Here is a 23,338-nt window from a genome sequence, read left to right on the forward strand (position 1 = left end):
CGAGGTGATCAGCCCAAGAAGCGTTCGAACACTTGTTTGGCGAGTTTGGTTCCGTCAGGGTCAGCCTGCGTTTTGAGGGCGCAGAAGTCTTCGGCCCATTTAGAAGTGCGCACGCGGACGGGCGGGGTGTCGGCCTCAAGCGCGCCCATGACAACTTCGGCGACTTCGTCTGCTGTTTGGTAGACGCCATCGTTTTGGCGGTTTTCGGCGCCGCCGACGTATTTCATCAGGATCGGCTTGTATTCATCATCCAGAATGCCGCCTGTGCCTTCGATCTGGGCGAGGGCGTTGTTGGCAAACTCCGAAGCAATGCCGCCGGGCTCGACCGTGGTGAAGTTGATGCCGAAACTGGGGGTGATGTAGCTGGCCATCGCCTCGGTATAGCCTTCGACGGCGAACTTGGCCGCGCAGTAAAGCTCGTTAAACGGCTGGCCGACAAGCCCGCCGACGGAAGAGACAGTGAGCACGTGGCCGCTACGGGCAGTGCGCATATGCGGCAGAACGGCTTTTGTGCAGCGCACGACGCCTTTGAAGTTGACGTCCATCACCCAGTCAACTTCTGCTTCTGTGGCTTGCTCGGTTGAGCGCACAAATCCGGCCCCTGCGTTGTTGACGAGCGTGTCGATGCGGCCTTCGGCCTTGATAATCGTATCGACAGCGGCTTGGACGCTCGCACTGTCTTGCACATCAAGCGCCAAGACCTTGAGCGAAACACCAGCATCCTTGGCTGCGGCATCAAGGGCTGCGCGCTTGGCAAGATTGCGCATGGTTGCGTAGACGGTGTGGCCAGCCTGAGCCGCCTGCACGGCGATGCTAATGCCAAGACCAGTTGATGTGCCTGTGACGAGAATAACTTTTGACATGTGAGTAGCTTCCTATGTTTGTTGAAGGGTGAGTGCGGCCCAGACTCTGGCGTAGGTCTGGTCGGCTTCGTCAGCGGGTATGGCTGTGCCTGCGAGGGCGTGTTTGCGCGCAAGGTGCATGGCAGAGCCGATGAGCAAGTTGGTGGCGATATCCAGCGAGACTGTGATTGTGCCTTGCTCAATCGCCAAGCGGATCGGCTCGTTAACGTCTTGCTGAAGCGGCGCGACTTGGGCGCGCTGGGCTTCGGTTAAGACTTGGGCGGCGCCGGCGTATTCAAGATAGAGGAAGGCCGTAGGCCGGGCTGTTTGGAACTCGAGCAGGGCGTTCCAGAGCGCCTTGATAGCGATTTCCGGTGTTTTCGCGTCTTGGATGGATTGCATGAGCTTGTCGTGAAAAGCGTGTTTGACGCTTAAGTAGGCCTTTTGCAGCATGTCTTCTTTTGACGCGAAATGCAGATAGAGCGTCCCGGCCGATACGCGTGCGGCCTTGGCGACATTGGCCATCGAGGTGCCGCCAATGCCGCGCTCGGAGGCGACTTTGGTGACAGCGTTCACGATGCGTGTCTGAACTTCTTCTTGTGGCTTACGTTTCATGATTCCGAATCAGTAATGAATATTCATTACTACAAATAGGCAGACATATCAGCGATACAAGGGGGCTTTTCATTTGCGCGGCTTTGCGCTTTTGATGGGGCAACCAAGGAGGCCGGTATGGCGAATGCGTTTTCTGATGATCTGATGGGTGAAGTGCGGGCGCGGTTTGCGCATGTTGAAAGTTGCCCCTTTGAAGGCGCGCGGGTGTTCTTTGAGAACGCGGGTGGGGCTTTGACGCTCAACTCTGCGGTTGAGACGTCCGCAAAGTTTGCCGCTATCCCTGACAATCAGGGGCGGGCCAACGGGGCGAGCAAGGCGCTGGTTGATATCATCGCCAAGGCAAAGGCCGATATGGCGCTGATGATGAACGCCAAAGACGGGCAGTTCTTTGTTGGCGAAAGCGGCACGGAGCTGTTGTTTCGGTTGATCATGAACGCTTGCTTGGCGCGGCGGGGGCAGGGCGTTGTTCTGAGCTCGACGCTTGAGCACCCCGCGAGCCGCTCGGCGGCGGCGCGCTGGGCCGAGGAAGCCGGGCTGACGCATGTGTTGATCGCCCATGACGACGCCAGTGGCACGATTGCAGCGCAAGCCTACGCCGATGCGGTGACGGCCAACACCGTTGTTGCGACGATTGTGCACACATCGCCTGTCACCGGAATGGGCGTTGATGTTGCTGCGGTTTCCAAGGCCATACGCGCCAAAGCGCCGGAGTGTTTGATCATTGTTGATGGCATCCAGCATGCGGCGCACGGGGCGATTGATCTGGCGGCCTATGATGTCGACGGCTATGTGATCAGCCCTTACAAAATGTTCTCGCGGCATGGCTATGGGCTGGCTTGGATGTCGCCCGTTCTGGAAGCCGTGGCGCATAACGCGCTGGACGGTGGGCCTGCGCTGAACTGGGAGATGGGCACACGCGATACGGGGGCCTATGCGACCTTGAGCGATGTTTGCGGTTATCTTGAGTGGCTCGGCGGCGAGACGGGCGCCACGGGACGGCGCGAGCAGATCGTTGCGGCGGGCGAAGCTATTCATGCGCAGGAAAAGGCGCTGACCGATGCGATGATTGACGGGGTTGGCAACCTTGCGGGGCTGCGTGAAATGCCGCGCGTGACCATGCTCGGAGGGGCCGACAATGACGCGCGCGAGGGGCTTGTTTCGCTTACAATTGAAGGCATGCCCGCGGTTGATGTGGTGGAGGCGCTCAATGCTCAGGGCATACGCACGCATCTACGCAAAGCTGATCACTATTCTGGCAATGTGCTTGACCCTCTTGGCCTCGACGGCTGTGCGCGCGTGTCGATGTGTCACTACAACTCGGTGAGCGAAGTGGCGCAATTTTTGGCCGTTATGAAAGACCTTGCAGGCTGACTTTGAGTTTTCGCCAAAAGAAACCCTAGAGCGCTGCTCGGGCCTGCATGGGGGTGAGGCCTGTCCAGCCCTGAAACGCGCGGTAAAACGAGTTTGGATCGCGGAAGGCGAGCAAGTAAGCGATTTCGGTGACCGAGATGTCGGGGCGCTTGAGATAGGAGCTGGCCAGCTCGGCGCGGGTGCTCTCTAGAACATGTTGAAAAGAGACGCCTTCTGCTTTGAGCTGACGTTGAAGCGAGCGCCGTGACGTGTTGAGCTTATGGGCGGCGCTTGCGAGGTTGGACTCTCCGGCTGGGAGCATCTCAAGCAAGGCGTTGTGCAGACGGTGTTGCAAGCCGAGGGCGCGTTTCTTGTTGCTGAGTTGCTGGTGCAACAGCGGCTCGAGCTGTTTGATCAGCGCGGCGTTTGCAGAGAGCAGGGGGCGCGCGGCGTCGTTACCGCTAAGGGTGATTGTAAGGCTCTTGGCCGGTGTGGGCACAACCTTGCAGAGGTCTTGCTCGGCGGGTGTGAGCTGCACACCATTGGGGAGGCCGATGAGCAGGGGGGCAACCGGGCTGTCGGTGCTGGCTTCAAACAGGGCCAGCAGGAAGGCGAGCTCGAATTTCACCATGAGCGGCGGGATTATGTAGCTCGGATTGAGCGGCGCGATGGTGAAAGTGAAAACGTCGTTGGGCTCGGAGATATCAAGCCGCAGAGGGCAGATAAGGGGCTTGAACAGGCTCATCCGTTTGACGCCCTGACGCAGGGTTGCCGAGGCCGAATAGGCCAGTATTGACGGCAACACCAACTGCGCGGCGACCTCCTTGGCGAGTGCGAAAATGTCGTCGCTTTCCGAGGCCTCGGCGGCATAGGCGTGCCAGATATCAAAGTATGTCAGCGCATTGACCTCGGCTTTGTGGTGATCAAGGAAGTCGTCAGGCAGGTTTGCGCGGCGCAGGATGCGGCTAGCGGGGATGCCTGTGAGGGCGGAAAAATGGGCCAAGGGGGCACTGATCGGGTAGGTTTCGGGGTGTTTCAAAGCAGCTCTCAGGTAACAGTGTCCACTGGTGATAGGGCGTGTTTGGCGGGATCTGCAAGATGAATGGCGCGATTTGCGAGTTTTATTGCCGATGGATGACGCTATATTGAGGCAACAAAGCAGGAGCGCGACGATGCAGATTACGGTGAACGGCAAAGCACATGAGGTTGATGTCGAGGGCGATATGCCGCTCCTTTGGGTGCTGCGTGACGAGCTTGGCGTTAAAGGTGTGAAATACGGCTGCGGCGTTGCGGCGTGCGGGGCCTGCACGGTGCATATTGACGGGGTCGCGGTGCGCTCTTGTCAGGTTGCCGCCGAAGATGTTGACGGTGAAGTCACGACGATAGAAGGCCTTGGGCAGCCCGACGCTTTGCACGCGGTGCAGGCCGCTTGGGTTGCGCAGCAGGTGGCGCAATGCGGCTACTGTCAGTCAGGGCAGATCATGCAGGCGGCTTCGCTTTTGGCGGAGAATGCTGCGCCGAGTGATGATGAAATTGACGAAGCGATGAGCGGCAACCTTTGCCGTTGCGGAACCTACCCGCGCATTAGAGCCGCTGTGAAAGCAGCCGCCAAAACCTTGCAGGAGGGTTGAGCATGGGACGTTTGAGAACATACAGCAGACGCGCGTTTTTGATCGGCTCTGCGGCGGTGGCCGGCGGGGTTGCTTTTGGCGTTTATGCCGTCAAAAAACCGGTCGACAATCCGCTTGCAGACGGACTCGCCGAGGGGGCTGCGACGTTCAACCCTTGGGTGATTATTGACGCGGATAAGATCACGCTAATCACGCCACATGGCGACAAGGGGCAGGGTGTGACCTCGTCTCAGGCAGCGCTGATTGCGGAAGAGCTTGATGTCGAATTCGGGCAATTCGAGACCAGCTTTGGCCAACCCGCGGCGGCCTATTGGAACACGGCGCTGGCGGCGGATCTGGTGCCGTTCATGCCAAGTGATGAAAGCCGGACAGCCAATGCTGCGCGCGGTATTGCCGGTGGAGCTGTCAAGGTTCTTGGTGTGCAGATTACAGGCGGATCTACGACTATTCCCGACAGCTTTGTGAAATTGCGCGAGGCCGGAGCCGTAGCCCGCGAGACGCTGAAACTGGCAGCGTCCAGGAAAACCGGTGTTGCTGTTAGTGAGCTGAAGACAGCTAATGCAACGGTGATTTTGCCTGATGGAACGGCACTGAAATACACCGATCTAGCGGCAGATGCGGCAGCGCTTGAGCCCGTGACGGATGTGACTCTGCGCGATCAAAGCACATGGCGGATGATCGGTAAGCCGATGCAAAGGCTTGATGTTTTGGCGAAGTCCACAGGAACACAGGTGTATGGAATTGACCTTGAAGTTGAGGGCATGGTGCATGCGGCTGTGAAGGTGAACCCGCGTCAGGGCGGTAAGATATTGGGCTATGACGCCAGCGCGGCGAAAAACATGCGCGACGTGCAAAAAGTCGTTGAGGTGACGGGCGGTGTGGCGGTGATTGCCGATAATACATGGCGCGCGTTTCAAGCAGCGGATGCGATTGAGTTTGACTGGGGTGAGGCGGATTACCCCGCCGAGCAAGACAGCCACTGGCAGGTTTTGAGCGAGAGCTTCACCAAGGAGCGGCTTGACAAAAAGTGGCGCGATGACGGCGATGTTGACGCGGTGATCACCGGCGAGGGTGTTGTCGAGGCCGAATATCGCTCGCCCTATGTGGCGCATGCGCCGCTTGAGCCGCTCAACGCGATTGTGCTGGTTGAAGACGCTGGGGTGCAGGTCTGGGCGGGCCATCAGATCCAGCGGCAGTTGCAAGTCCTGGTTGCGGGCATCACCGGACATGAGCAGGATGAGGTTATCTTCCACAACCAGTTTATGGGCGGCAGTTTCGGGCATCGGCTTGAGTTTGAGAACATCAAGCAGGCGGCGGAAATTGCCAACCAGATGCGCGGCACGCCGGTGAAGCTGACCTATAGTCGCGAGGAAGATTTCGCGCATGATTTCCCGCGGCATATCTCGATGGGGCGGATGCGCGGCAAGGTGTCGGGCGGCAAAGTCGAGGCGCTGGATCTTTCGATAGCTGCCCCCTCGGTTGCGGCCTCTCAGGGCGCGCGGGCGGGTTTGCCTATGGGCGGGCCTGATTCACAAATCGTGGCGGGGGCGTGGAACAACCCTTACGCGTTGCCGAACTATCGCATGCAGGGCTACCGTGCGCCGGAGCTTGCGCCTGTGTCGTCGTGGCGCTCGGTTGGCGCGCCCGGTGCGGGGTTCATTTTTGACACGGCTTTGGACGAGCTTATCCACGCGGCGGGCGCTGATCCTATGGCCGAACGCATCAGACTGATGCAGCACGAAACCTCGCGCAAGGTGCTTGAGGCTGTTGCCGAGATGTCGTCATGGGGCGGCGAGCTAGGGCCGAACAAGGGGCGCGGTGTGTCGTTTATCGAAAGCTTCGGGGTGCCTGTGGCGGAGGTTGTCGAAGTGACAAACACCGAAGACGGCATAAAGATCGACAAAATCTGGATCGCGGCTGACGTTGGCACGGTGGTTGACCCTGTGAACTTCGAAAACCTTGTGCAAGGTGGTGTTGTTTTCGGTCTTGGCCACGCTATCAACTGTGAGATCACTTACTCCGACGGTATGGCCGAACAGGAAAACTACCCCGATCACGAAGCGATGCGCCTTTATCAATGCCCCGAGATTGTTGTGCGAGGGCTTGAAAATGCCAACCATATCAGAGGGATAGGCGAGCCTCCCGTGCCTGCAACCGCGCCTGCTCTTGGCAATGCTATTTTTGCCGCGACGGGCAAACGCCTGCGTGAAATGCCGTTTAACAAGGGTGTTGAGTTCGTCTGAACGCGCGGCAAAAACAGCACGAGCACAGTGCTGAAACACTGAGTTGCCCCTATAACGCTTGATCTGAACGCCTGCCTCGCCCATTTAGCGGGCGGGGCAGATGTGTGTTGTGCGATGACATGCAATGCGGGAAGGACAAAGATGAACGCGAACGGGCCACAAACGGGCGACGACAAACTGCGCGGCGGTTTTCTGGAGGCGATGAGCCATGCGGCGAACACCGTTTATGTCGTTACGACTGACGGGCCTGCAGGGCGCGCGGGCGTCACTGTGTCGGCCTTCTCTAGCGTTTCGGCGGATGTTGACCAACCGCGCTTGCTGATATGCCTGCACCATGAAAGCACCACAGCGGACATCATCAGAACCAACGGTGTCTTTTGCGTCAACATGCTGCGCAGTGATCAGGCCGCTCTTGCCGACCGCTTCGCCGGGCGAATCGGAGCCGGTGGAGACAAGTTTGCCGAGGGAAACTGGGGCGTTACAGAGGCGGGAATGCCTTGCCTGACTGATGCGCTCGCCAGCCTTGAATGCCGCCTGAGCGAGCAAACGCTGGTGGGCACTCATCATGTGTTGTTTGGCGCTGTGCAGAACGTGCGGCTGACGGCAGGGCCTAGCCCGCTGATTTACGCGAGTCGCAACTATACAAAGCTAAGCAAGACGTAAAACCAAGTGGTTACGATACGGTTTCGTCGTCCAGGTGCATTTTCATGTCGATCAGAACCTGCTGTAATGCGGTGGTTTCCTTGATCAGACGCTTGGCTTCGTTGACGGTGATGACGCCATCTTCGATTGATTGCTGATACTCGGCCATAAGCATTGCAAACCGTTGTGACAGTGCGATCACATCAGAGTTGATGCCGCCTTTTGAGTCGGTGTTTTTGCGGCGGTCGTCATAGGACAGGGTGATGCCTTTCAGATCTGCCAGCGCCGAAGTGACGTGCGGATAGCTTGAGGCTTCTTCCAGTGCGGCAACGGCGTCGATCGGCATGAAGCGATCGGCGTGCTCCTCATTGTCAGAATAGTAGCGTCCAAGCGTTGCTTTGGATTTACCAGTGAGCTCGCATGCGGGCTCGATTCCTACGTCTTTTACCAATGCCTCAGTGTGTTTTTTGAGGTAACTACCTACGCCTGCCATATCTCTTACTTTCCCAGATTTGCCCCCAACGCTCACCTGCACAAACGGGCACAGACTCAGATGGGGAAATGGTCGTCCGTTTTCCCATTATAGGGTTTGTTCGGAAATGTCATTGGTCATTTAACCCGTTGTTTTCGGGAGATACAGAGTGGCTGGCATAAGTGCCACCAACGGAAGATGCAGCAAGTGAGTCCCTAACGGTTTTACCTGCTGCATTTAGGGGGCCCACGGGCGAGTGCAAGCTCCATCCCCAGTGGCCTGTCCTGCGCGGTTGAACTCGTGTGGCCCCCGACATTAAAGCCCTGCATTTGCCGCTTCCATCCTACCGGCAACGCAGGGCTTTTCCTTTTTTGGCTTGAAGTGCGGAGGCAGCGGGCTAAAAAGCAGTCTATGGCCAAGCTGTATTTTAACTTTTCGACCATGAATGCCGGTAAATCGACGGTGTTGTTGCAAGCCTCGCACAACTACCGCGAGCGTGGCATGCAGACTTATTTGTTGACTGCGGCGCTAGATGACCGGAGCGGCGCCCGGCGCATTGCCAGCCGAATTGGCATTGGCGAAGAAGCCGACACGTTTTCCAAAGGCGAAGACCTGTTTGCAAAGCTAAAGGAACGGCTTTCCGAGGGGGCTGTGGCCTGCGTTTTCGTCGACGAGGCGCAGTTTTTGGAAAAGCAGCAAGTCTGGGAGCTTGCCCGCGCTGTTGACGAGTTGAATGTGCCGGTCATGTGCTACGGGTTACGGGTCGATTTTCGCGGTGAGTTGTTCCCGGGTTCGGCGGCGCTTCTGGCTTGGTCAGACGAAATGCGCGAAGTGCGCACGATTTGCCACTGCGGCAAGAAGGCGACGATGGTTGTGCGTAACGGGCCGGACGGCAAGCCGCTTATGGACGGCGCACAGGTGCTTGTCGGCGGCAACGAGACATATGTGAGTTTGTGCAGAAGACACTGGCGTGAGGCCGTTGGAGATGCTTAAGCGTTGGATTTTGCTGGCGGTTTGTCTGATGATTTTGGGTGTTGTGGCTTACGAACTCTGGGCCATTAAGCGCGGCATTGCGAACTGGGAGCGATCAAGCACTGATGCCCATAGCGACGCGCGCCGGGCGTTTTATGCGGCTTTGCCGGCGGATGGGTGCGTGACCTCTGGGCAGGTTACGGCTCTGGCGAAACAGTTTGAATGGCAGGTAGCGCCTCAACCGGAGTTTTTATGGTGTCACAAACCGGTAAATATCCAAGCATGGTTGCGGGTGACAGTTGAGCCAGCGCTGCCGTTTTCAACAGAAGACGAGAACGCTGCGTTCTTTGCCTTTGACGCTCAAGGCTGCTCGCTGAATTGGGACTATGGCAGCGGTGATGGGACAACTTGCCCCGGTTAGAGCTTTTCGACGATTACAGAGCCGACAGAATAGCCTGCGCCAAATGAGCAGATTACGCATATATCGCCTTTGCTGAGGCCGTCGGAGTGCTTTGAGAAAGCAATGATCGAGCCAGCTGACGAGGTGTTGGCGTAGTCTTGCAGGATGTTTGGTTGTTCTTCGGGCTCGGGCGTGCGGCCAAGGACTTTGCGGCCGACGAAATCGTTCATGGATTTGTTGGCTTGGTGCAACCACATGCGCTTGAGGTTGTCGGGTTCGATGCCCTCGTCGTTCATGTGCGACAGGATATGCGCCGAGACCATTGGCACCACTTCCTTGAAGACTTTGCGGCCGTTTTGCATGAACTGCATATCGCGCTGGTCATCGAGGTCTTGGCCTTCGGTGCGCGCACGGCGCAAAAAGCCGTTGTTGTTGCGGATATTGTTTGAAAATTCGGTGGCGCAGCGGGTCGAGCGGATTTTGAACAGCGGGCTTTTGGCTTCGTCGTCACGTTCGATCAGGGTTGCTGTGCAGACGTCGCCAAAGATGAAGTGACAGTCGCGGTCGCGCCATTCGAGGTGTCCGGAGCAGATCTCGGGGTTCACAACCAGTGCTTTGCGAGCCGAGCCAGCGCGCAGCATGTCGGATGCAGCTTGAATGCCGAATGTTGCCGAAGAACAGGCAACATTCATGTCAAAGGCGAAGCCGCCGGCACCGAGGAGTTGCTGGATTTCAACTGCAATTGCCGGATAAGCGCGCTCATGGTTTGAGGCGGCGCAGATGACCAGATCGACCTCGCTTGCGTCAACGCCAGCCTCTTTAAGGGCTTTGGTGCAAGCATCAAGCGCCATTTCGGCCATAACGCCTGGCTCGTCATCGGAGCGCTCGCGCAAAACGGGGTGCATGATGTCGGGGTTGAGTATGCCTTTTTTGTCGAGCACATATCGCTGCTCGATACCGGAGGCCTTGAAGATGAACTCAACCGAGGAGGCATCTTTCGCATCAACCTCTCCTGCCGCGATCTCGCTGGCGTGGGCCGCGTTGAACTTTTCGGCGTAGGCATTGAAGGCCTCGACCAGCTCGGCGTTGGTGATGGTTTGTTCGGGCGTAAAGACGCCGGTGCCGGTGATGACTGGCTGGTGCATTGGTTGCCTCGTAAGGTTGGGTCCAGCTAGATCACCTGTTTGCAGGGCGCGCGTCAAGCTTTAGAGCAGATTTGGCGGGGTTTTACCGGCAAAGAAGGCCTCTAGGTTGTCGAGGGTCATCATCCCCATTGCGGTGCGCACTTCTTCGGTGTTGGTGCCCAGGTGTGGCAGGAGCGTGACATTGTCGAGCTCAGCAAGGCCCGCGGTGAGCTTTGGTTCATTCTCGTAAACATCAAGGCCGGCTCCGGCGATATCGCGATTTTGCAAGGCGAGGACGAGCGCTGCCTCATCGACAACCTCGCCGCGCGAGATGTTGATGAAATGCGCTGAGGGGCGCATCGCAGTGAAGACACTGGCGTTGATCAGCTGTGCAGTATCGGCCCCACCCGGAGTTGCGGTGACGAGGAAGTCAACCGAGCTGGCAAGCTCTTGCAGACTATCGACCTGAGTTGCGGGGAAGTCGAGTGCCTTTTGCGAGCGATTAAAAAAGCGCACATCCATGCCAAAGCCGAAATGCGCCCGCCGTGCTATGGCTTGCCCGATGCGGCCCATGCCGATGATGCCGATGACCTTACCGGAAACGTGCGAGCCGAGCATTTGTGTCGGGTTCCAGCCCTCCCACTTGCCTGACCTAACCAAGCGCTCACCCTCGGCTGCGCGGCGGGCGGACATGAGCAAAAGTGTCATGCCGATGTCGGCCGTGGCGTCTGTCACGGCGCCCGGGGTGTTGCTGACTTTGACGCCATGCGCGCGCGCGGCTTCTATGTCGATGTGGTTCACGCCGACGCCGAAGTTGGCCAGTATTTTGCATTTAGGCCTGCCGAACTCGGCAAATATGTCGGCTGAGAACATATCGCCCAGCGTCGGGATCATGCCGTCATAAAGCACCAGCGACGAGCGCATTTCTGCAGCTGTCATCGGCTTGGCTGTGTCACGCAGGGTGATATCATACTGCGCGTCCGCGCGTTCCATAACGGCGGCGGGCAGGGGGCGGGAGATCAGAATTTTTTTCATCGATCAGGACATTCTTTCACCATTGGCAACGGGCTTGTCCGGAGAGAGCAGGACAACACCACCGTCACTATCATGCAGGCCAAGCACAAGCACCTCGGACATGAACTTGCCTATCTGTCTCGGCGGAAAATTGACCACGGCGATGACTTGTTTGCCGACGAGGGCCTCGGGTGTGTAGTGCGCTGTGATCTGGGCTGAGGTTTTCTTCTCGCCAAGCTCTTCACCGAAATCGATCCAGAGTTTGATCGCCGGTTTGCGTGCTTCCGGGTAAGGCTCGGCGCGCAGGACTGTGCCGCTTCGAATGTCGGTTTTTAGAAAGTCATCGAAGGAAAGTTCATGCGTCATTTGCTAGCTCCCTTGAGCGGTCAGCGGCTGCGGCGACGGTTTTTTCCACAAGTGGCGGCAAGCCGGTTGCCTCATCCATCAGAACTTCCAGGCCCGCCTGCGTGGTGCCGTTGGGGCTGGTCACATTGACGCGCAACTGGCTTGGGCTTTCGCTTGCTTGCATCGCTAAGGCGCCTGCGCCTGCGACTGTGGCCTTGGCGAGTTGCATTGACATTTCGGCAGGTAGGCCTTGCGCAACGCCTGCGTTTGCCAGCGTTTCGATCAGATGAAACACATAGGCGGGGCCGGAGCCGGAGACACCTGTGACCGCGTCGATCTGGGCTTCGGAGGTGAGGCGCACGACCTCGCCCACCGCTTTGAGCAAACCTTCAGCCATATCGAGATGCGCCGCAGTCGCTCTGCTGTTGCCAATGATCGCGGTGATGCCTTGCGCCACGGCGGCGGGGGTGTTTGGCATGGCGCGGATGATTGGCGATTGCGCGCCGAGCACCTCCTCGAAATGCGCGATCGGTGTTCCGGCTGCAACCGAGACAAACAGCGTTTCACCATTGCCCATCGCTTGCAGAGTTGGGAGTGCAGCGCCCATCATCTGCGGTTTGACAGCGACCAAGACGATAGCGGGGTTGGTGGGTAAAGCGGCGTTGATGTGCACGCCAGTCGTGCGCAGCCAATCTGACGGATTTGGATCAATCACGTAGACCGAAGTTGCGGGCAGACCGCCAGCAAGCCAGCCCTCAAGCATGGCCGAGCCCATCTTGCCACAGCCCAAAAGCACAAGGCCGCGTTCTGAAATGTCAGTGCTCATGACTGCATCCTTTCTGGTTTGTCACAGCAATGAGTAATCCTGAGCTAAGAAGGTGCAAGCGGTTTTATAGCACTTTAGCGGCTGCGCAGGTAAATGATCAGCTCGATCAAGGCCCAGATCGCGTTTCCGAGGATCCAGAAGAAGCCGATAAGATAGAGGCCAAAGTCTTTTCCCAAAGGGAAATTTGAGGGCGGCGCGCCAAATGCCCCTGCCACGACAAACGTTTCGTAGATCATCCAAATGAGCATAGCGACATTGAAAAGAATGGGGATCAAGCGCATGTGCTGGCGTTTCTAGGCGTGGCCGTAGGCCTCGGCGATGGCGATTTGCAGCGCTTGTTTTGGTGTCCGGTTGCCCCAAATGACTAGCTGGAACGCCGGGTAGTAGCGCTCTGCGTTGCGCACGGCAGTTCCGATGAGCGTATCAATCTGCTCGGCCGAGGCGATGTTGCCACCAGCCAGCACGAGGCCGTATTTGAACACCATCATCTTTTGCTCTTCCCAGTAGGAGAACGCGCCTGTCCAGCACTGGTCGTTGACGGCGTTGAGAGTTTCATAAACCTCGGGCAGGCGCTCTTTAGGCGGTTCCATCTCGAAGGTCGAGATCATCCGCAATGTCTCGTCATAGTCTGACCAAGCCAGCGTGATCGAGTAGGTGCGCCACTGGCCTTCTACTGCCATCGAGATCTGATTGTCTGCGGTGCGGTCAAACTCCCAATCGTGGTGAGATGCGAGGGTCTCAACGATATCAATGGGGTGAATTTCGTCTTCAAGATACTGCTCTGACAATGCCATAACGCCACCTCTTTTTATGTTATAGCGTTTTGCGCGGTCATTGCCGCAAACGCTTGGTGCTTGCTCGATAGAAAGTGGCTTTACGCCTTCCTTCTACTACATATGGTAGCCGCGAGTTTTGAGGCCTGTAAAGCAATTACTTGGGGATAACCGCAATAACTTGTGGAGAACTCTGATTCTTTCGCAAGATATAGGTGTCCATCCGGCCTCAAAGGCCTGTGCGGCTTGTCACATGAGGGGGGCGGTGTCTCTGGCTGTAAGGGGACACATGTAGTTGCTATAAGCTTCAGATCCTCGATGAACGCGGGGGAAGGCGGACAGCGCTTTGTAAAAAGGGAGTCCAGTCGGGGGCAAGACTTGGGGTCTTACGAAACACTGGTGAGCGCAAGTTCGTAGTTGTCGTTCGCTGCCCGGCAGAGCAAGGCTTTCAAAAACGGCGCAATTCCTATTTCACTTTCATGATGATGCAGGTGGTCGAGCCGGTGGCGTAGAGCTTGCCGTCTTCAACCCCCCTGATTTCCCCGTTTGCAATTCCTGTCGAGCGACCAGCGTGTTGCGCGATGCCAATCGCCTCAACCTGCATGCCTAAAGGGATCGGCCGCAGGATGTTCACCTTATACTCAAGAGTTGTGTAGACAGAGCCTTTCGGCACTTTCGTCATCACCGCGCAGGCCATGCAGCTGTCGAGCACTGCACCATACCAGCCGCCGTGCACAGTGCCGAGCGGGTTGGTGGTTTTGAACTCGGGCGCACCTGTAAACACGACGCGGCCTTCCTCGATCAGCGTTGGCCAAAACCCCAGCGTCGCGCCGATAGGTGGGCCAGCGAAGTCGCCGTTCAAGATGTCTTGCATGAACTCTAGCCCTGATCGGGACAGGGTTTCTTCGATGCTCGGAAGCTCTTCCGGAGTTTGGGCGATGCGACGTTTGTCACTCATGTTTGGTCCTCGCAGGTTTTTTCAAACGCTACGAACCACGCCGCATGAGGGCAACTCTTACGCCACGTCTTGCAGGCTAAGTGACGGCGTCACTCCAAGCGCAACACAGATATCGCGGGTCAGTTCAGGCCGGTTGAGCGTGTAAAAGTGAAAGCGCTCGACGCCTTCGGATTGCAGATCGTCGCAAAGCTCTGTGGCGTGGGCCAGTGCAAAAAGCTCCTCACGGCCATCGCGGCTGGCGGCGTCAAAACCGAGCGCCAGTTCGTCAGAGATATGCGCGCCGCAAAGCCCTGCAAAGCGGCGGGCGGCTGTCCAGTTTTCAACCGGAAGAATGCCGGGTGTGATCATCCCGTCGATACCGGCCTTGGCACATTTGTCGCGGAAGCGAAGGAAAGTATCAGCTTCAAAAAAGAACTGCGTGATCGCCTCATCTGCGCCTGCGTCAAACTTGGCTTTCAGAAAGTCGATGTCGGCCTGCGCATTGGCGGCGTCGGGGTGCTGTTCGGGATATGCGCCAACGCGCAAGTGAAAGCTGCCCTCGGCCTTCAGCGCTTTGATCAGCTCGACCGAACTGGCAAAACCCTCGGGATGCGGTGTAAAGCCGTCGGCCCCTTTTGGCGCATCTCCGCGCAGAGCGACGATATCGGTAACACCGGCTTTTGCATAATCGCGGGCGATTTCGAGCGTTTCCTCGCGGCTGGCGTTTACGCAAGTGAGGTGTGCCGCAACGCGAAGTCCGGTTGTGCGATGCAGCGCATGCGCCGCGTCTCGCGTTAGCGCACGGGTTGTGCCGCCAGCGCCATAAGTGACCGAAACAAACCGTGGCCCGAGCGGCGCCAGCGATTGCACCGCCTCGTGCAGCCGGAATGTGGCTTCGATGTTCTGGGGCGGGAAAAACTCGAACGAGATTTCGGGAATCATGTGACGGTCCTCGGCTTGTCTTCAGTGGCTTGCATCTTTGTGGTGGATTTGAAACTATGAAGCAAATTCATAAAACTCATTCAAATTATGAGGTTTGTTCACATATGCATATCGAGATACGCCACCTGCGCACCATTGAGGCGATTCATGCAGAAGGCGGGCTGGCACGGGCGGCGGAGCGGCTTCACATCACGCAATCGGCGCTTAGTCACCAGATCAAAGGCATTGAAGACCAAGCGGGTGTAGAGTTGTTCATTCGCCGCTCAAAGCCGATGAAGCTAACACCTGCAGGGCTACGCATTTTGCGGGTTGCGGAACGGGTGCTCCCTGAAATGGCCGCGCTGGAAGAGGAGTTTGGTGGGCTACGGCAAGGTAGCACCGGGCGCTTGCATATCGCGATGGAGTGGCATGCTTGCTATGAGTGGCTGTTTCCGGTGCTTGAGCAGTTTCGCAAGGCATGGCCGCGGGTTGATGTCGACATCCGCGCGCGGCTTGCCTTTGATGCCCTGCCAGCATTGTTGCGCGAGGAGGTTGATCTTGTGGTTTCCTCCTCGACCGAGCCGCTCGCCGGTGTAACCTTTTACCCGCTGTTTGATTACGAGCCAGTCGTTGTCGCGGCGGCGCGCCATAAGCTGGCGAGCAAACCCTTTGCCGAGGCCGAGGATTTTGTCGGCGAGACGCTGATCGCCTATCCGATGGAGCGCGGGCGAATGGATGTTTTCAAGGACGTGCTCAAGCCAGCGGGTGTTGCGCCGAAGTCGGTTCGGCAGGTTGAACTCACCGCCGTGATCCTGATGCTTGTCGCCTCTGGACAGGGCATTGCGGTGTTGCCTGACTGGGTCGTGCGGCAGATCACCACGTCGGAGGATTATGTCACTCGACCTGTCACCAAGGGCGGCATGACCAAGCGGCTTTATGTTGCTGTGCGCGATGAGGATGCAAGCCTGCCTTACCTCGCGCATTTCATGAAGCTTGGTCGTGAAATACCGGTGCGCATGCAGCGCGGCTAGCTGGTTTTCACAGGGATTAAGTGCCTTGCAAGACTGGGCCTCAGGGCGTATAGCCGCGCTTTGAATATGCTCGGGAGCAACAACCATGCAAGGCAGCGCAAATCTTAACGTGATGATCAAAGCCGCGCGCAAAGCGGGGCGCTCTCTGGTGAAGGACTTTCGCGAGGTTGAAAACCTGCAAGTCTCGATGAAGGGCGCGGGCGATTTTGTCAGCAAAGCCGACATCCGCTCTGAAGAGATCATCAAGGAAGAGCTGATGTTGGCGCGTCCGACCTACGGCTGGCTGGCCGAAGAAGGCGGGGCCGAAGAGGGCGCTGACCCGACGCGCCGCTGGATCGTTGACCCTCTGGATGGTAACTCCAACTTCTTGCACGGCATGCCGCACTTCGCGGTTTCGATAGCGCTTGAGCACAAAGGCAAGGTTGTTTCGGCGGTCATTTATGACCCCGCCAAAGACGAGATGTTTTACTCCGAAAAGGGCGAAGGCGCTTGGCAAGACAACTCGCGCCGCCTGCGCGTGTCTGGCCGCCGTAAGATGGGCGAATGTGTTTTCGCCACCGGCACGCCTTTCTCTGGCCGTGGTGATTTGCCGACAACGCTCAAGGACTTTGGCCGCATCTTGCCTGGTTGTGCTGGCGTGCGGCAGTGGGGCGCGGCTTCGCTTGATTTGGCCTATGTCGCCTCGGGCCGCTTTGACGGCTTCTGGAACCGCAACTTGGACGAGTGGGACATGGCGGCTGGCCTACTGCTGGTTCGCGAAGCAGGCGGATTTGCCGAGGCCGTTGATCCTGCCGACGAGATGCTCGAAAGCGGGACGATCATTGCCACCAACGACGGCATGTTCGAGCCGTTCGCCAAGCTCGTGCGCAACGTTTAACCTTTGCGATCAGACGGGTGGTTGACGCCATCATTCCAGGCAATCGGCTCATGCTCGGCCGGGTTCACGCCCTCTAGGCTGCCCATGTTCACACCGTATTCATTGGGGTTCGAGCGCCGCTGATGGTGGGTGTAGCTCCCGCAGGTTTTGCAGAAATAGTGCTTCGCGGTGCCCGTGCCCCAAGTGTAGAGCGTAAGGTTGTTTTCGCCTTTGATGATCTTGATGCCATCAAGCGGGGCGCTCACCGCAACGGCTCCGCGGCGGCGGCAAAACGAACAATCACAACGCCGCGCCGTGTTGAGGCCATCTGACAGCGTGACCTCAAGCTCAACAGCGCTGCAGTGACATGTTGCTTTGATCGGACTGCTCATTTGAGCCGCCGGATGCTCGGAATCCGCGATGGGTCATAGCTGGCATCGGGGTGCGGTGGCTTGAAGTCGTTTTCATGCCAAAAACGCTGGCCGCCGAGGCGTTTGAACACGGGAAACGCGAGGATCAGGCCGAAGACAAAGCCGCCCGCATGCGCCCAATAGGCGACGCCGCCTGTTTCCGGATCAGCAGTGATGCCACCGAAAAATTGCATCGCAAACCAGATGGCAAGCATAATATAGGCAGGCAGGGTGAAGACTTTGAAAAAGACCACAAAGATCAGCAGGATATCGACTTTGGCCTTGGGAAAGAGCAGAAGATAGCCCCCCATGACACCGGCGATGGCGCCTGAAGCACCGACAGTTGGCACTGTTGACATCGGTGCGAAGAGCACATGTGTAAGGCCGGCAAGTATCCCACATGCAAGGTAGAAGGCGAGAAATCCGAAGTGACCCATCTCGTCTTCAATGTTGTCGCCAAATATCCACAAAAACAGCATGTTCCCCGCGATGTGCATGAAGCCACCATGCAGAAACATGGAAGTGATGAGGCCACCAAAGCCCTGCCCGTGACTGACATGGGCCGGTATCAGCGCCCAGTCCCAAAAGAATGTGCTGAGGGCGCGCTGATCAGACAGCAGGTCCATGTAAGAGATGAACACGATGATGTTCAGCGCAATGAGCGCGTAGGTGACATAGGGCGTGCGCCCAGACGGGTTGTGGTCGCGGAATGGAAACATGCGGTGACGCTAGAGTATATTTTTGTCCGAGAAAAGCGGGTTTGCATGAGTTTGCATGAGTTTGGGGGCTTGCGAGGGGTTTGGGAGGGGTTGCGCTGCCTACGGCATCGCCTCGCGGGGTGGCCTGAGTGGGCAAAGCCCACTCAGGCCACCCCGCCCGCAGTGACGCACGCAAGTGCGGCGCAAACACTTACGAGCGCCAGCGAGGGATCGGATTTGCGTAGCAAATTCGAAAAACTGCGAGCTCTTTAGTCTTGCCCCGCCAAAAGAGCAGCGTTTCCGCCCGATGCCGTTGTATCCACACAAACATGCCGCTCGCCCAGCACGCGTGCAATGTCGGGATCACCGGTGATCAGCGGGATGATCTGGCCGTCGCGGCTTGCCAGCGCTTGCTCATAGGCGCGTGCTACAGTCGTATCTGCGTATGAGAGCACCGCAGAAAAGCCGGTGAGGGTTTGCAGCGCTTCTGGCGGCAGTTCACCGTCGGCTTCAACAGCAATACCGCCGAGGTCGCGGACGGTTTTTGCTTGCTCTGCGGCGGCTTCGGCACCCGGCCCAAGGCAGAGAAGCGGAGGGCGTGTGAACAAAGTCAGCACGTTTGACTCACCTGTCGGGCCCGGGAGGGCGAGCGTTCGTATCTCGCGGGAGACAGCGTTGGCATTGATCGCGGTTTGCATCGAACTGGCGCTCATCGAGCTGTTCCAGTTGTCCTCGGTTTGCTGCGTTTTGACGCACGCAAAGCGCGGCAGATAATTCGGCCCACCGGCCTTTGGCCCCGTGCCAGACAAGCCCTCGCCGCCGAAAGGTTGTGAGCCTACGATGGCGCCGATCTGGTTGCGATTGACGTAAATATTGCCTGCGTGGATGCGCTCACAGACATGTTGCACACGGTCGTCGATGCGGGTTTGCAACCCGAATGTAAGGCCATATCCCGTGGCGTTGATCGCGTCGATGACATCATCAAGCTCGTGTGATTTGAACGTTGCGAGGTGTAGCACCGGCCCGAAGACTTCGCGTTTCATCTCTTTGATGCCTTTGACTGAAAGCAACGTCGGTGCGATGAATGTGCCGGAGTTTGGCGTACGAAGTTCGTGCATCAAGCGGCCTTCGGCACGGGCGGTTTCAATGTGTTTGGCAATGCCCACGCGGGCTGCTTCGTCGATGACCGGCCCGCTGTCGGTGCTCAGAAGCCACGGGTCACCCATCGCGAGCTCGTCCATCGCGCCTTTGAGCATCTTGGTAAACGGCTCTGCAATGTCTTCTTGAACATAGAGGCAGCGCAGGGCCGAGCAGCGTTGGCCAGCGGATTGAAACGCGCTCTCGACAATGGCTTGGATCGCCTGTTCCGGCAGCGCCGTGCTGTCGATGATCATCGCGTTGAGCCCGCCTGTTTCCGCCAGGAGGGGCGCACCGGGAGCGAGGTTGTCGGCCATGTTCTTGCGGATCAGCAGAGCGGTATCAGTTGAGCCGGTGAAAGCCACGCCGTTGACGCGGGAGTCAGATGTGAGTGCAGCGCCAACGTCACCTGCGCCGGGCAGGAGTTGCACGGCTGAAGTGGGAACACCTGCCTCGTGCAAAAGCTCGATCGCGCGGTAGGCGATGAGGCCGGTTTGCTCGGCAGGCTTTGCCAACACGGCGTTGCCAGCGGCCAAGGCGGCTGCGATTTGGCCGGTGAAGATCGCCAGCGGAAAATTCCAAGGGCTGATGCAAGTGAAGATGCCAGCGGGCGGCACTTCAGGCGCGTTGGCGGCGTAGTAGCGCAGGAAGTCGACGGCTTCGCGCAGTTCGGCAACAGCGTCGGGCAGGGACTTTCCGGCCTCGCGCGCGAGGAGAGCGAAGAGCTCGCCGAAGTTGGCCTCATAGAGATCGGCGGCTTTGCTCAGGGCTTTGGCGCGCGCTTTTGGCGTGGCGTTCCAAGGCGTGGCTTTGCCGAGTGCGGCTTCAACGTCGGCGGGGCTGGCGAAGGAAACTTTTCCCACGGTGTCCGACGGCAGCGCGGGGTTTTTGACAGCCTGTGCTGCTTGTGGCTTGGTTTTGCTTGCGAGAAGAGGAGCGGCCGTCCAGCTGTGGTTCAGGAATGGTTTGCGGGCCTTTTCAATACGGGTCAAAGTTGGCTCATGGGTCAGGTCGAACCCCAAAGAGTTTGGCCGCTCGGGCTGGTAGAGATCAGGGCCTTGGGTGAGGGATCCGGCGGCCTTTGAAAGCGCCTCGAAGGGGCATGCGGCGACTTCTTCTGGCGGCACTTCGTCGTCAACAATCTGGTTCACGAAGCTGGAGTTTGCACCGTTTTCAAGCAGGCGGCGCACGAGGTATGCGAGCAGATCACGGTGCGCGCCGACGGGGGCGTAGACGCGGCAGTTTGTTTGCTCTGCCTCGAGCACGATGTTGTGCAAGGCCTCGCCCATACCGTGCAGGCGCTGGAACTCGTAGGCGTCTTTCGGTGTGCCTAGCGTGGTTGCCATGTCGAGCACTGCGGCAACGGTGTGGGCGTTATGCGTCGCGAACTGCGGGTAGATGCGATCGGTCATGTTCAGCAACTTACGGGCGTTGGCGATGTAGCTCACATCGGTTGCGGGCTTGCGCGTGAACACTGGAAAGCCTTCGATGCCTTCGACCTGCGCGCGTTTGACTTCGGTGTCCCAGTAGGCGCCTTTCACCAGTCGCACCATGATGCGCCTGTCGGTGCGCACGGCGAGGTCATGCAGGAAATCAAGCGCGTCGCCCGCGCGTTGGCCGTAGGCTTGCACGACAACACCGAAGCCGTCCCATCCGGCGAGGGCTGGTTCGGACAGAACCTCTTCGATCACATCCATCGACAGCGCGAGGCGGTCGGCTTCTTCGGCGTCGACATTCAGGCCCATTCCGGCGGATTTTGCGAGCAGCGCGAGCGAGCGTAGGCGTGGCGTGAGTTGCTCCATAACCCTTGCGCGCTGAGCGACTTCGTAGCGCGGATGCAGCGCCGAGAGTTTGACCGAGATGCCGGGGTTTTCGCGGATGTCGGAGGCGTTGCAAGCCTGAGCGATCGCGGTGATGGCGCGGGAGTAGGACAGGTGATAGCGCTTGGCGTCGGCCTCGGTGCGGGCGGCTTCACCGAGCATGTCGTAAGAATAGGTGTAGCCTTTCGCTTCCATTTTTGAAGCGCGTTCCATGGCGGAGGTGATGCTCTCGCCGAGGACAAACTGGCGGCCCATCTCCTTCATGGCGCGGCTGACGGCGGTGCGAATAACCGGTTCGCCGAGGCGTTTGACCGCCCCGCGAAGGGAACCGATGACACCGCTTTCGTGATCGTCGAGCACCTTACCGGTGAGCATCAAGGCCCACGTCGAGGCGTTGACCAAGGGCGAGGTTGAGGCGCCCATATGGGCGGCCCAGTCGGATTGCGCAATCTTATCCTCAATCAGCGCATCAATGGTGTCGGCGTCGGGGACCCTGAGCAGGGCTTCGGCGAGGCACATGAGGGCGATGCCTTCATCGGTGCTCAGGCCATATTCCGCGAGGAAGACTTCCATCATTCCGGGGTTTGAGTGCCCGCGAATTTCACGCACCAGACCAGCGGCACGGGCGACGATGCGCGCACGGTCTTCGTCGGTAAGCTGTGCCTCGCTTGTCAGGCGCGCAAGCGTTTTGGCCTCATCGGCGTAGGTGTTTTTGTTCAGGGCGGTGCGAAAAAGGTTCTGAGGCATGGGACTCTCCTGCAATTTCGGTTAGCATACAGAATATTTTGCAGGAGATATTCCTGACAATAGGGGAAGTAGCGTGACATATGACTGAAAATGTAGATTCTAGAGGGCGAAGTGCTCAGGTTGAGTTGGACGGGTTTGACCGCAAGATTCTCTCGGTGCTGGCGGCTGACGGGCGGATCTCGATCACCGACTTGGCGGGACGCATTGGGCTGTCAAAGTCGCCAACCCAAGCAAGGCTGCGGCGGCTTGAGAAGAGCGGCGTGATCACCGGCTATAAAGCGCTGTTTGATCCGATCCGGCTGGGGCTTGATCATGTCGCGTTTGTCGAGGTGCGCTTGTCAGACACCCGCGAGAAGGCATTGGCTGAGTTCAATGCGGCAGTGATGAAGATACCACAGATTGAACAGGTGCATCTGATGGCCGCGAACTTTGACTACTTGTTGAAGATCAGAACGCAGGACATGAGCGACTACCGCACTGTATTGGGGGAGCATATATCAAGCCTTCCACATGTTGCCTCGACCTCGACATATGTGGCGATGCAGGCCGTGAAAGAGACCACTCTCGCAGACGTCATTTGACCAAACTTCAAGGTGTGGCATGGTGTTGTCATGCGGTTTTTGCTCGTCTTACTCCTGTTGGCTGCGCCTGCTGTGGCCGAAACCTGCCCGAAAGCAGCTGATCACTCGGTGCGTTTTGCCGAATTAGTTGAGGCTGTTCGCGCGGCCCCTAACGAGGCGGCGGCAAGAGTGATCACCAATGAAATGTGGGCGCTCTGGGCAGATGCACCAGACGGTGTAGCACAGGAAATTCTTGACCGTGGCATGCAACGTCGCGCGGGCTTTGATCTGGTCGGAGCATTGGGTGATTTCGACAAGCTGGTGCAATACTGCCCCGACTACGCCGAGGGCTATAATCAGCGCGCCTATGTGCATTTCATCCGGCAGGATTATGCCAAAGCTCTGGTTGATCTTGATCGCGCAATTGAACTGTCCCCGACCCATATTGCCGCGCTCTCGGGCCGCGCTTTGACATACTTCGGCCTTGGCCGGCTGCGTGAAGCGCGGGCCGATCTGGAGCTGGCTGTCGGGTTGAACCCGTGGCTGCCCGAGCGGCGGATGTTGAGAGATCCGGCGATGAAAGGCCAGCAGAGTGATCTTTAGCGTCTAGAGGTGTTGCATCACATTGATCAGGTTGTCCGCCGGATCAAGCAGCATAAACCGGCGCACGCCGTAGTCTTCCTCGGCGGGGCCGTAGAGGATGTCGTGCCCATGTTTGAGCGCCAGCGCGTGAACTTCATCAAGGTTATCAACTTCAATCGAGAGCTCGGGCACGGGCTTTCCGTCGCCGCCGGAAGAAGCGAGGTTAAGCTGCACAGGCGCAGGCTTGCCGCTGCCGAGTGTTGCAAACCAGCCAAAGTCCATCTGGGTTTTGAGGCCGAAGACTTGCTGATAGAACGTCTCAAGCGCTGCGACCGACGGCGCATTGAGCGTGGCGGTGATGCGTTTGACTGTCATAAAAATCCTTACATT

Annotated in this window: 26 protein-coding genes; 10 read left to right on the forward strand and 16 right to left on the reverse strand. The window is 58.1% G+C overall.

Annotated elements, in window-relative coordinates; genetic code table 11:
• Positions 1–8 precede the first annotated feature (8 nt).
• Positions 9–863 (reverse strand): SDR family oxidoreductase, encoded by an 855-nt coding sequence (locus KO498_RS08120; protein ID WP_215959366.1) that lies wholly within the window; start codon positions 861–863, stop codon positions 9–11.
• Positions 864–875: 12 nt separating this feature from the next.
• Positions 876–1,457 carry a TetR/AcrR family transcriptional regulator gene (locus KO498_RS08125; RefSeq protein WP_215959367.1) on the reverse strand — a complete coding sequence of 194 codons (582 nt, stop codon included), beginning with the start codon at positions 1,455–1,457 and terminating at the stop codon, positions 876–878.
• Between the two features lie 117 nt (positions 1,458–1,574).
• On the opposite strand from KO498_RS08125, the gene KO498_RS08130 reads away from it, so the two are divergent.
• A complete protein-coding gene (locus tag KO498_RS08130) occupies positions 1,575–2,828 on the forward strand; it encodes an aminotransferase class V-fold PLP-dependent enzyme (protein WP_215959368.1) in 1,254 nt (417 codons plus the stop codon).
• Between the two features lie 25 nt (positions 2,829–2,853).
• On the opposite strand, the gene KO498_RS08135 is transcribed toward KO498_RS08130, so the two are convergent.
• A complete protein-coding gene (locus KO498_RS08135; RefSeq protein WP_215959369.1) occupies positions 2,854–3,846 on the reverse strand; it encodes an AraC family transcriptional regulator in 993 nt (330 codons plus the stop codon).
• A gap of 133 nt (positions 3,847–3,979) precedes the next feature.
• Between KO498_RS08135 and KO498_RS08140 the strand changes: the two genes are divergently transcribed.
• The 3 genes from KO498_RS08140 to KO498_RS08150 all read left to right on the forward strand — a co-directional run bounded on the left by KO498_RS08140 (position 3,980) and on the right by KO498_RS08150 (position 7,344).
• A complete protein-coding gene (locus KO498_RS08140; RefSeq protein WP_215959370.1) occupies positions 3,980–4,438 on the forward strand; it encodes a (2Fe-2S)-binding protein in 459 nt (152 codons plus the stop codon).
• 2 nt (positions 4,439–4,440) lie between these two features.
• On the forward strand, positions 4,441–6,681 hold the full coding sequence (locus tag KO498_RS08145; RefSeq protein WP_215959371.1) for a xanthine dehydrogenase family protein molybdopterin-binding subunit: 2,241 nt from the start codon (positions 4,441–4,443) through the stop codon (positions 6,679–6,681).
• Positions 6,682–6,822: 141 nt separating this feature from the next.
• On the forward strand, positions 6,823–7,344 hold the full coding sequence (locus KO498_RS08150; RefSeq protein WP_215959372.1) for a flavin reductase family protein: 522 nt from the start codon (positions 6,823–6,825) through the stop codon (positions 7,342–7,344).
• A gap of 10 nt (positions 7,345–7,354) precedes the next feature.
• On the opposite strand, the gene KO498_RS08155 is transcribed toward KO498_RS08150, so the two are convergent.
• Entirely contained in the window at positions 7,355–7,816 is a 462-nt protein-coding gene (locus tag KO498_RS08155; RefSeq protein ID WP_215959373.1) for a hypothetical protein, read from the reverse strand.
• A 390-nt stretch (positions 7,817–8,206) separates the two neighbouring features.
• Between KO498_RS08155 and KO498_RS08160 the strand changes: the two genes are divergently transcribed.
• Together KO498_RS08160 and KO498_RS08165 are read left to right on the forward strand one after the other, a co-directional pair.
• The gene (locus tag KO498_RS08160; RefSeq protein ID WP_215959374.1) at positions 8,207–8,788 is read left to right on the forward strand and encodes a thymidine kinase; all 582 of its coding nucleotides are present in this window, start codon (positions 8,207–8,209) and stop codon (positions 8,786–8,788) included.
• Positions 8,781–9,188 carry a hypothetical protein gene (locus KO498_RS08165; RefSeq protein ID WP_215959375.1) on the forward strand — a complete coding sequence of 136 codons (408 nt, stop codon included), beginning with the start codon at positions 8,781–8,783 and terminating at the stop codon, positions 9,186–9,188. The genes KO498_RS08160 and KO498_RS08165 overlap by 8 nt, the downstream gene beginning before the upstream one ends.
• On the opposite strand, the gene KO498_RS08170 is transcribed toward KO498_RS08165, so the two are convergent.
• The 8 genes from KO498_RS08170 to metF form a co-directional block, all read right to left on the reverse strand.
• Positions 9,185–10,312 carry a beta-ketoacyl-ACP synthase III gene (locus tag KO498_RS08170; protein ID WP_215959376.1) on the reverse strand — a complete coding sequence of 376 codons (1,128 nt, stop codon included), beginning with the start codon at positions 10,310–10,312 and terminating at the stop codon, positions 9,185–9,187. The genes KO498_RS08165 and KO498_RS08170 overlap by 4 nt on opposite strands.
• A 60-nt stretch (positions 10,313–10,372) precedes the next feature.
• Entirely contained in the window at positions 10,373–11,326 is a 954-nt protein-coding gene (locus tag KO498_RS08175; protein ID WP_215959377.1) for a 2-hydroxyacid dehydrogenase, read from the reverse strand.
• Positions 11,327–11,329: 3 nt separating this feature from the next.
• A complete protein-coding gene (locus KO498_RS08180; RefSeq protein WP_215959378.1) occupies positions 11,330–11,671 on the reverse strand; it encodes a tRNA-binding protein in 342 nt (113 codons plus the stop codon).
• Positions 11,661–12,476, reverse strand: a complete 816-nt coding sequence (gene proC, locus KO498_RS08185) for a pyrroline-5-carboxylate reductase (protein ID WP_215959379.1) — start codon at positions 12,474–12,476, stop codon at positions 11,661–11,663. The genes KO498_RS08180 and proC overlap by 11 nt, the downstream gene beginning before the upstream one ends.
• 74 nt (positions 12,477–12,550) lie before the next feature.
• Positions 12,551–12,757, reverse strand: coding sequence for a hypothetical protein (locus KO498_RS08190; RefSeq protein ID WP_215959380.1), 207 nt, complete (start codon positions 12,755–12,757; stop codon positions 12,551–12,553).
• 12 nt (positions 12,758–12,769) lie between these two features.
• Positions 12,770–13,270, reverse strand: a complete 501-nt coding sequence (locus KO498_RS08195; protein WP_215959381.1) for a YbjN domain-containing protein — start codon at positions 13,268–13,270, stop codon at positions 12,770–12,772.
• Positions 13,271–13,715: 445 nt separating this feature from the next.
• On the reverse strand, positions 13,716–14,207 hold the full coding sequence (locus KO498_RS08200) for a PaaI family thioesterase (RefSeq protein WP_215959382.1): 492 nt from the start codon (positions 14,205–14,207) through the stop codon (positions 13,716–13,718).
• Positions 14,208–14,264: 57 nt separating this feature from the next.
• A complete protein-coding gene (gene metF, locus KO498_RS08205; RefSeq protein ID WP_215959383.1) occupies positions 14,265–15,128 on the reverse strand; it encodes a methylenetetrahydrofolate reductase [NAD(P)H] in 864 nt (287 codons plus the stop codon).
• Positions 15,129–15,232: 104 nt separating this feature from the next.
• Here metF and KO498_RS08210 point away from each other — a divergent pair, with 104 nt between their 5' ends.
• The gene (locus tag KO498_RS08210) at positions 15,233–16,138 is read left to right on the forward strand and encodes a LysR family transcriptional regulator (protein ID WP_215959384.1); all 906 of its coding nucleotides are present in this window, start codon (positions 15,233–15,235) and stop codon (positions 16,136–16,138) included.
• An 85-nt stretch (positions 16,139–16,223) separates the two neighbouring features.
• Positions 16,224–17,015 (forward strand): inositol monophosphatase family protein, encoded by a 792-nt coding sequence (locus KO498_RS08215; RefSeq protein ID WP_215959385.1) that lies wholly within the window; start codon positions 16,224–16,226, stop codon positions 17,013–17,015.
• On the opposite strand, the gene KO498_RS08220 is transcribed toward KO498_RS08215, so the two are convergent.
• The 3 genes from KO498_RS08220 to putA all read right to left on the reverse strand — a co-directional run bounded on the left by KO498_RS08220 (position 17,012) and on the right by putA (position 21,806).
• A complete protein-coding gene (locus tag KO498_RS08220; RefSeq protein ID WP_215959386.1) occupies positions 17,012–17,386 on the reverse strand; it encodes a GFA family protein in 375 nt (124 codons plus the stop codon). The genes KO498_RS08215 and KO498_RS08220 overlap by 4 nt on opposite strands.
• Positions 17,383–18,123 carry a rhomboid family intramembrane serine protease gene (locus tag KO498_RS08225; RefSeq protein WP_215959387.1) on the reverse strand — a complete coding sequence of 247 codons (741 nt, stop codon included), beginning with the start codon at positions 18,121–18,123 and terminating at the stop codon, positions 17,383–17,385. The genes KO498_RS08220 and KO498_RS08225 overlap by 4 nt, the downstream gene beginning before the upstream one ends.
• A gap of 248 nt (positions 18,124–18,371) precedes the next feature.
• Positions 18,372–21,806, reverse strand: coding sequence for a bifunctional proline dehydrogenase/L-glutamate gamma-semialdehyde dehydrogenase PutA (gene putA / locus KO498_RS08230; protein ID WP_215959388.1), 3,435 nt, complete (start codon positions 21,804–21,806; stop codon positions 18,372–18,374).
• Positions 21,807–21,886: 80 nt separating this feature from the next.
• On the opposite strand from putA, the gene KO498_RS08235 reads away from it, so the two are divergent.
• Positions 21,887–22,387 (forward strand): Lrp/AsnC family transcriptional regulator, encoded by a 501-nt coding sequence (locus KO498_RS08235; protein ID WP_215959389.1) that lies wholly within the window; start codon positions 21,887–21,889, stop codon positions 22,385–22,387.
• Between the two features lie 30 nt (positions 22,388–22,417).
• A complete protein-coding gene (locus tag KO498_RS08240; protein ID WP_215959390.1) occupies positions 22,418–22,969 on the forward strand; it encodes a tetratricopeptide repeat protein in 552 nt (183 codons plus the stop codon).
• Between the two features lie 3 nt (positions 22,970–22,972).
• On the opposite strand, the gene KO498_RS08245 is transcribed toward KO498_RS08240, so the two are convergent.
• The gene (locus KO498_RS08245) at positions 22,973–23,323 is read right to left on the reverse strand and encodes a VOC family protein (RefSeq protein WP_215959391.1); all 351 of its coding nucleotides are present in this window, start codon (positions 23,321–23,323) and stop codon (positions 22,973–22,975) included.
• Positions 23,324–23,338 lie beyond the last annotated feature (15 nt).

The sequence above is a fragment of the Lentibacter algarum genome (assembly GCF_018860975.1).
GTDB lineage: Bacteria > Pseudomonadota > Alphaproteobacteria > Rhodobacterales > Rhodobacteraceae > Lentibacter > Lentibacter algarum_A.

Coding starts and splice junctions, on each gene's coding strand:
- KO498_RS08125 (WP_215959367.1), bottom strand. CDS start 1,457: ATGAAACGTAAGCCACAAGAAGAAGTTCAGACACGCATCGTGAACGCT.
- KO498_RS08240 (WP_215959390.1), top strand. CDS start 22,418: ATGCGGTTTTTGCTCGTCTTACTCCTGTTGGCTGCGCCTGCTGTGGCC.
- proC (WP_215959379.1), bottom strand. CDS start 12,476: ATGAGCACTGACATTTCAGAACGCGGCCTTGTGCTTTTGGGCTGTGGC.
- KO498_RS08150 (WP_215959372.1), top strand. CDS start 6,823: ATGAACGCGAACGGGCCACAAACGGGCGACGACAAACTGCGCGGCGGT.
- KO498_RS08180 (WP_215959378.1), bottom strand. CDS start 11,671: ATGACGCATGAACTTTCCTTCGATGACTTTCTAAAAACCGACATTCGA.
- KO498_RS08220 (WP_215959386.1), bottom strand. CDS start 17,386: ATGAGCAGTCCGATCAAAGCAACATGTCACTGCAGCGCTGTTGAGCTT.
- metF (WP_215959383.1), bottom strand. CDS start 15,128: ATGATTCCCGAAATCTCGTTCGAGTTTTTCCCGCCCCAGAACATCGAA.
- KO498_RS08155 (WP_215959373.1), bottom strand. CDS start 7,816: ATGGCAGGCGTAGGTAGTTACCTCAAAAAACACACTGAGGCATTGGTA.
- KO498_RS08120 (WP_215959366.1), bottom strand. CDS start 863: ATGTCAAAAGTTATTCTCGTCACAGGCACATCAACTGGTCTTGGCATT.
- putA (WP_215959388.1), bottom strand. CDS start 21,806: ATGCCTCAGAACCTTTTTCGCACCGCCCTGAACAAAAACACCTACGCC.
- KO498_RS08210 (WP_215959384.1), top strand. CDS start 15,233: ATGCATATCGAGATACGCCACCTGCGCACCATTGAGGCGATTCATGCA.
- KO498_RS08245 (WP_215959391.1), bottom strand. CDS start 23,323: ATGACAGTCAAACGCATCACCGCCACGCTCAATGCGCCGTCGGTCGCA.
- KO498_RS08145 (WP_215959371.1), top strand. CDS start 4,441: ATGGGACGTTTGAGAACATACAGCAGACGCGCGTTTTTGATCGGCTCT.
- KO498_RS08170 (WP_215959376.1), bottom strand. CDS start 10,312: ATGCACCAGCCAGTCATCACCGGCACCGGCGTCTTTACGCCCGAACAA.
- KO498_RS08235 (WP_215959389.1), top strand. CDS start 21,887: ATGACTGAAAATGTAGATTCTAGAGGGCGAAGTGCTCAGGTTGAGTTG.
- KO498_RS08200 (WP_215959382.1), bottom strand. CDS start 14,207: ATGAGTGACAAACGTCGCATCGCCCAAACTCCGGAAGAGCTTCCGAGC.
- KO498_RS08175 (WP_215959377.1), bottom strand. CDS start 11,326: ATGAAAAAAATTCTGATCTCCCGCCCCCTGCCCGCCGCCGTTATGGAA.
- KO498_RS08225 (WP_215959387.1), bottom strand. CDS start 18,123: ATGTTTCCATTCCGCGACCACAACCCGTCTGGGCGCACGCCCTATGTC.
- KO498_RS08140 (WP_215959370.1), top strand. CDS start 3,980: ATGCAGATTACGGTGAACGGCAAAGCACATGAGGTTGATGTCGAGGGC.
- KO498_RS08195 (WP_215959381.1), bottom strand. CDS start 13,270: ATGGCATTGTCAGAGCAGTATCTTGAAGACGAAATTCACCCCATTGAT.
- KO498_RS08160 (WP_215959374.1), top strand. CDS start 8,207: ATGGCCAAGCTGTATTTTAACTTTTCGACCATGAATGCCGGTAAATCG.
- KO498_RS08165 (WP_215959375.1), top strand. CDS start 8,781: ATGCTTAAGCGTTGGATTTTGCTGGCGGTTTGTCTGATGATTTTGGGT.
- KO498_RS08130 (WP_215959368.1), top strand. CDS start 1,575: ATGGCGAATGCGTTTTCTGATGATCTGATGGGTGAAGTGCGGGCGCGG.
- KO498_RS08215 (WP_215959385.1), top strand. CDS start 16,224: ATGCAAGGCAGCGCAAATCTTAACGTGATGATCAAAGCCGCGCGCAAA.
- KO498_RS08190 (WP_215959380.1), bottom strand. CDS start 12,757: ATGCGCTTGATCCCCATTCTTTTCAATGTCGCTATGCTCATTTGGATG.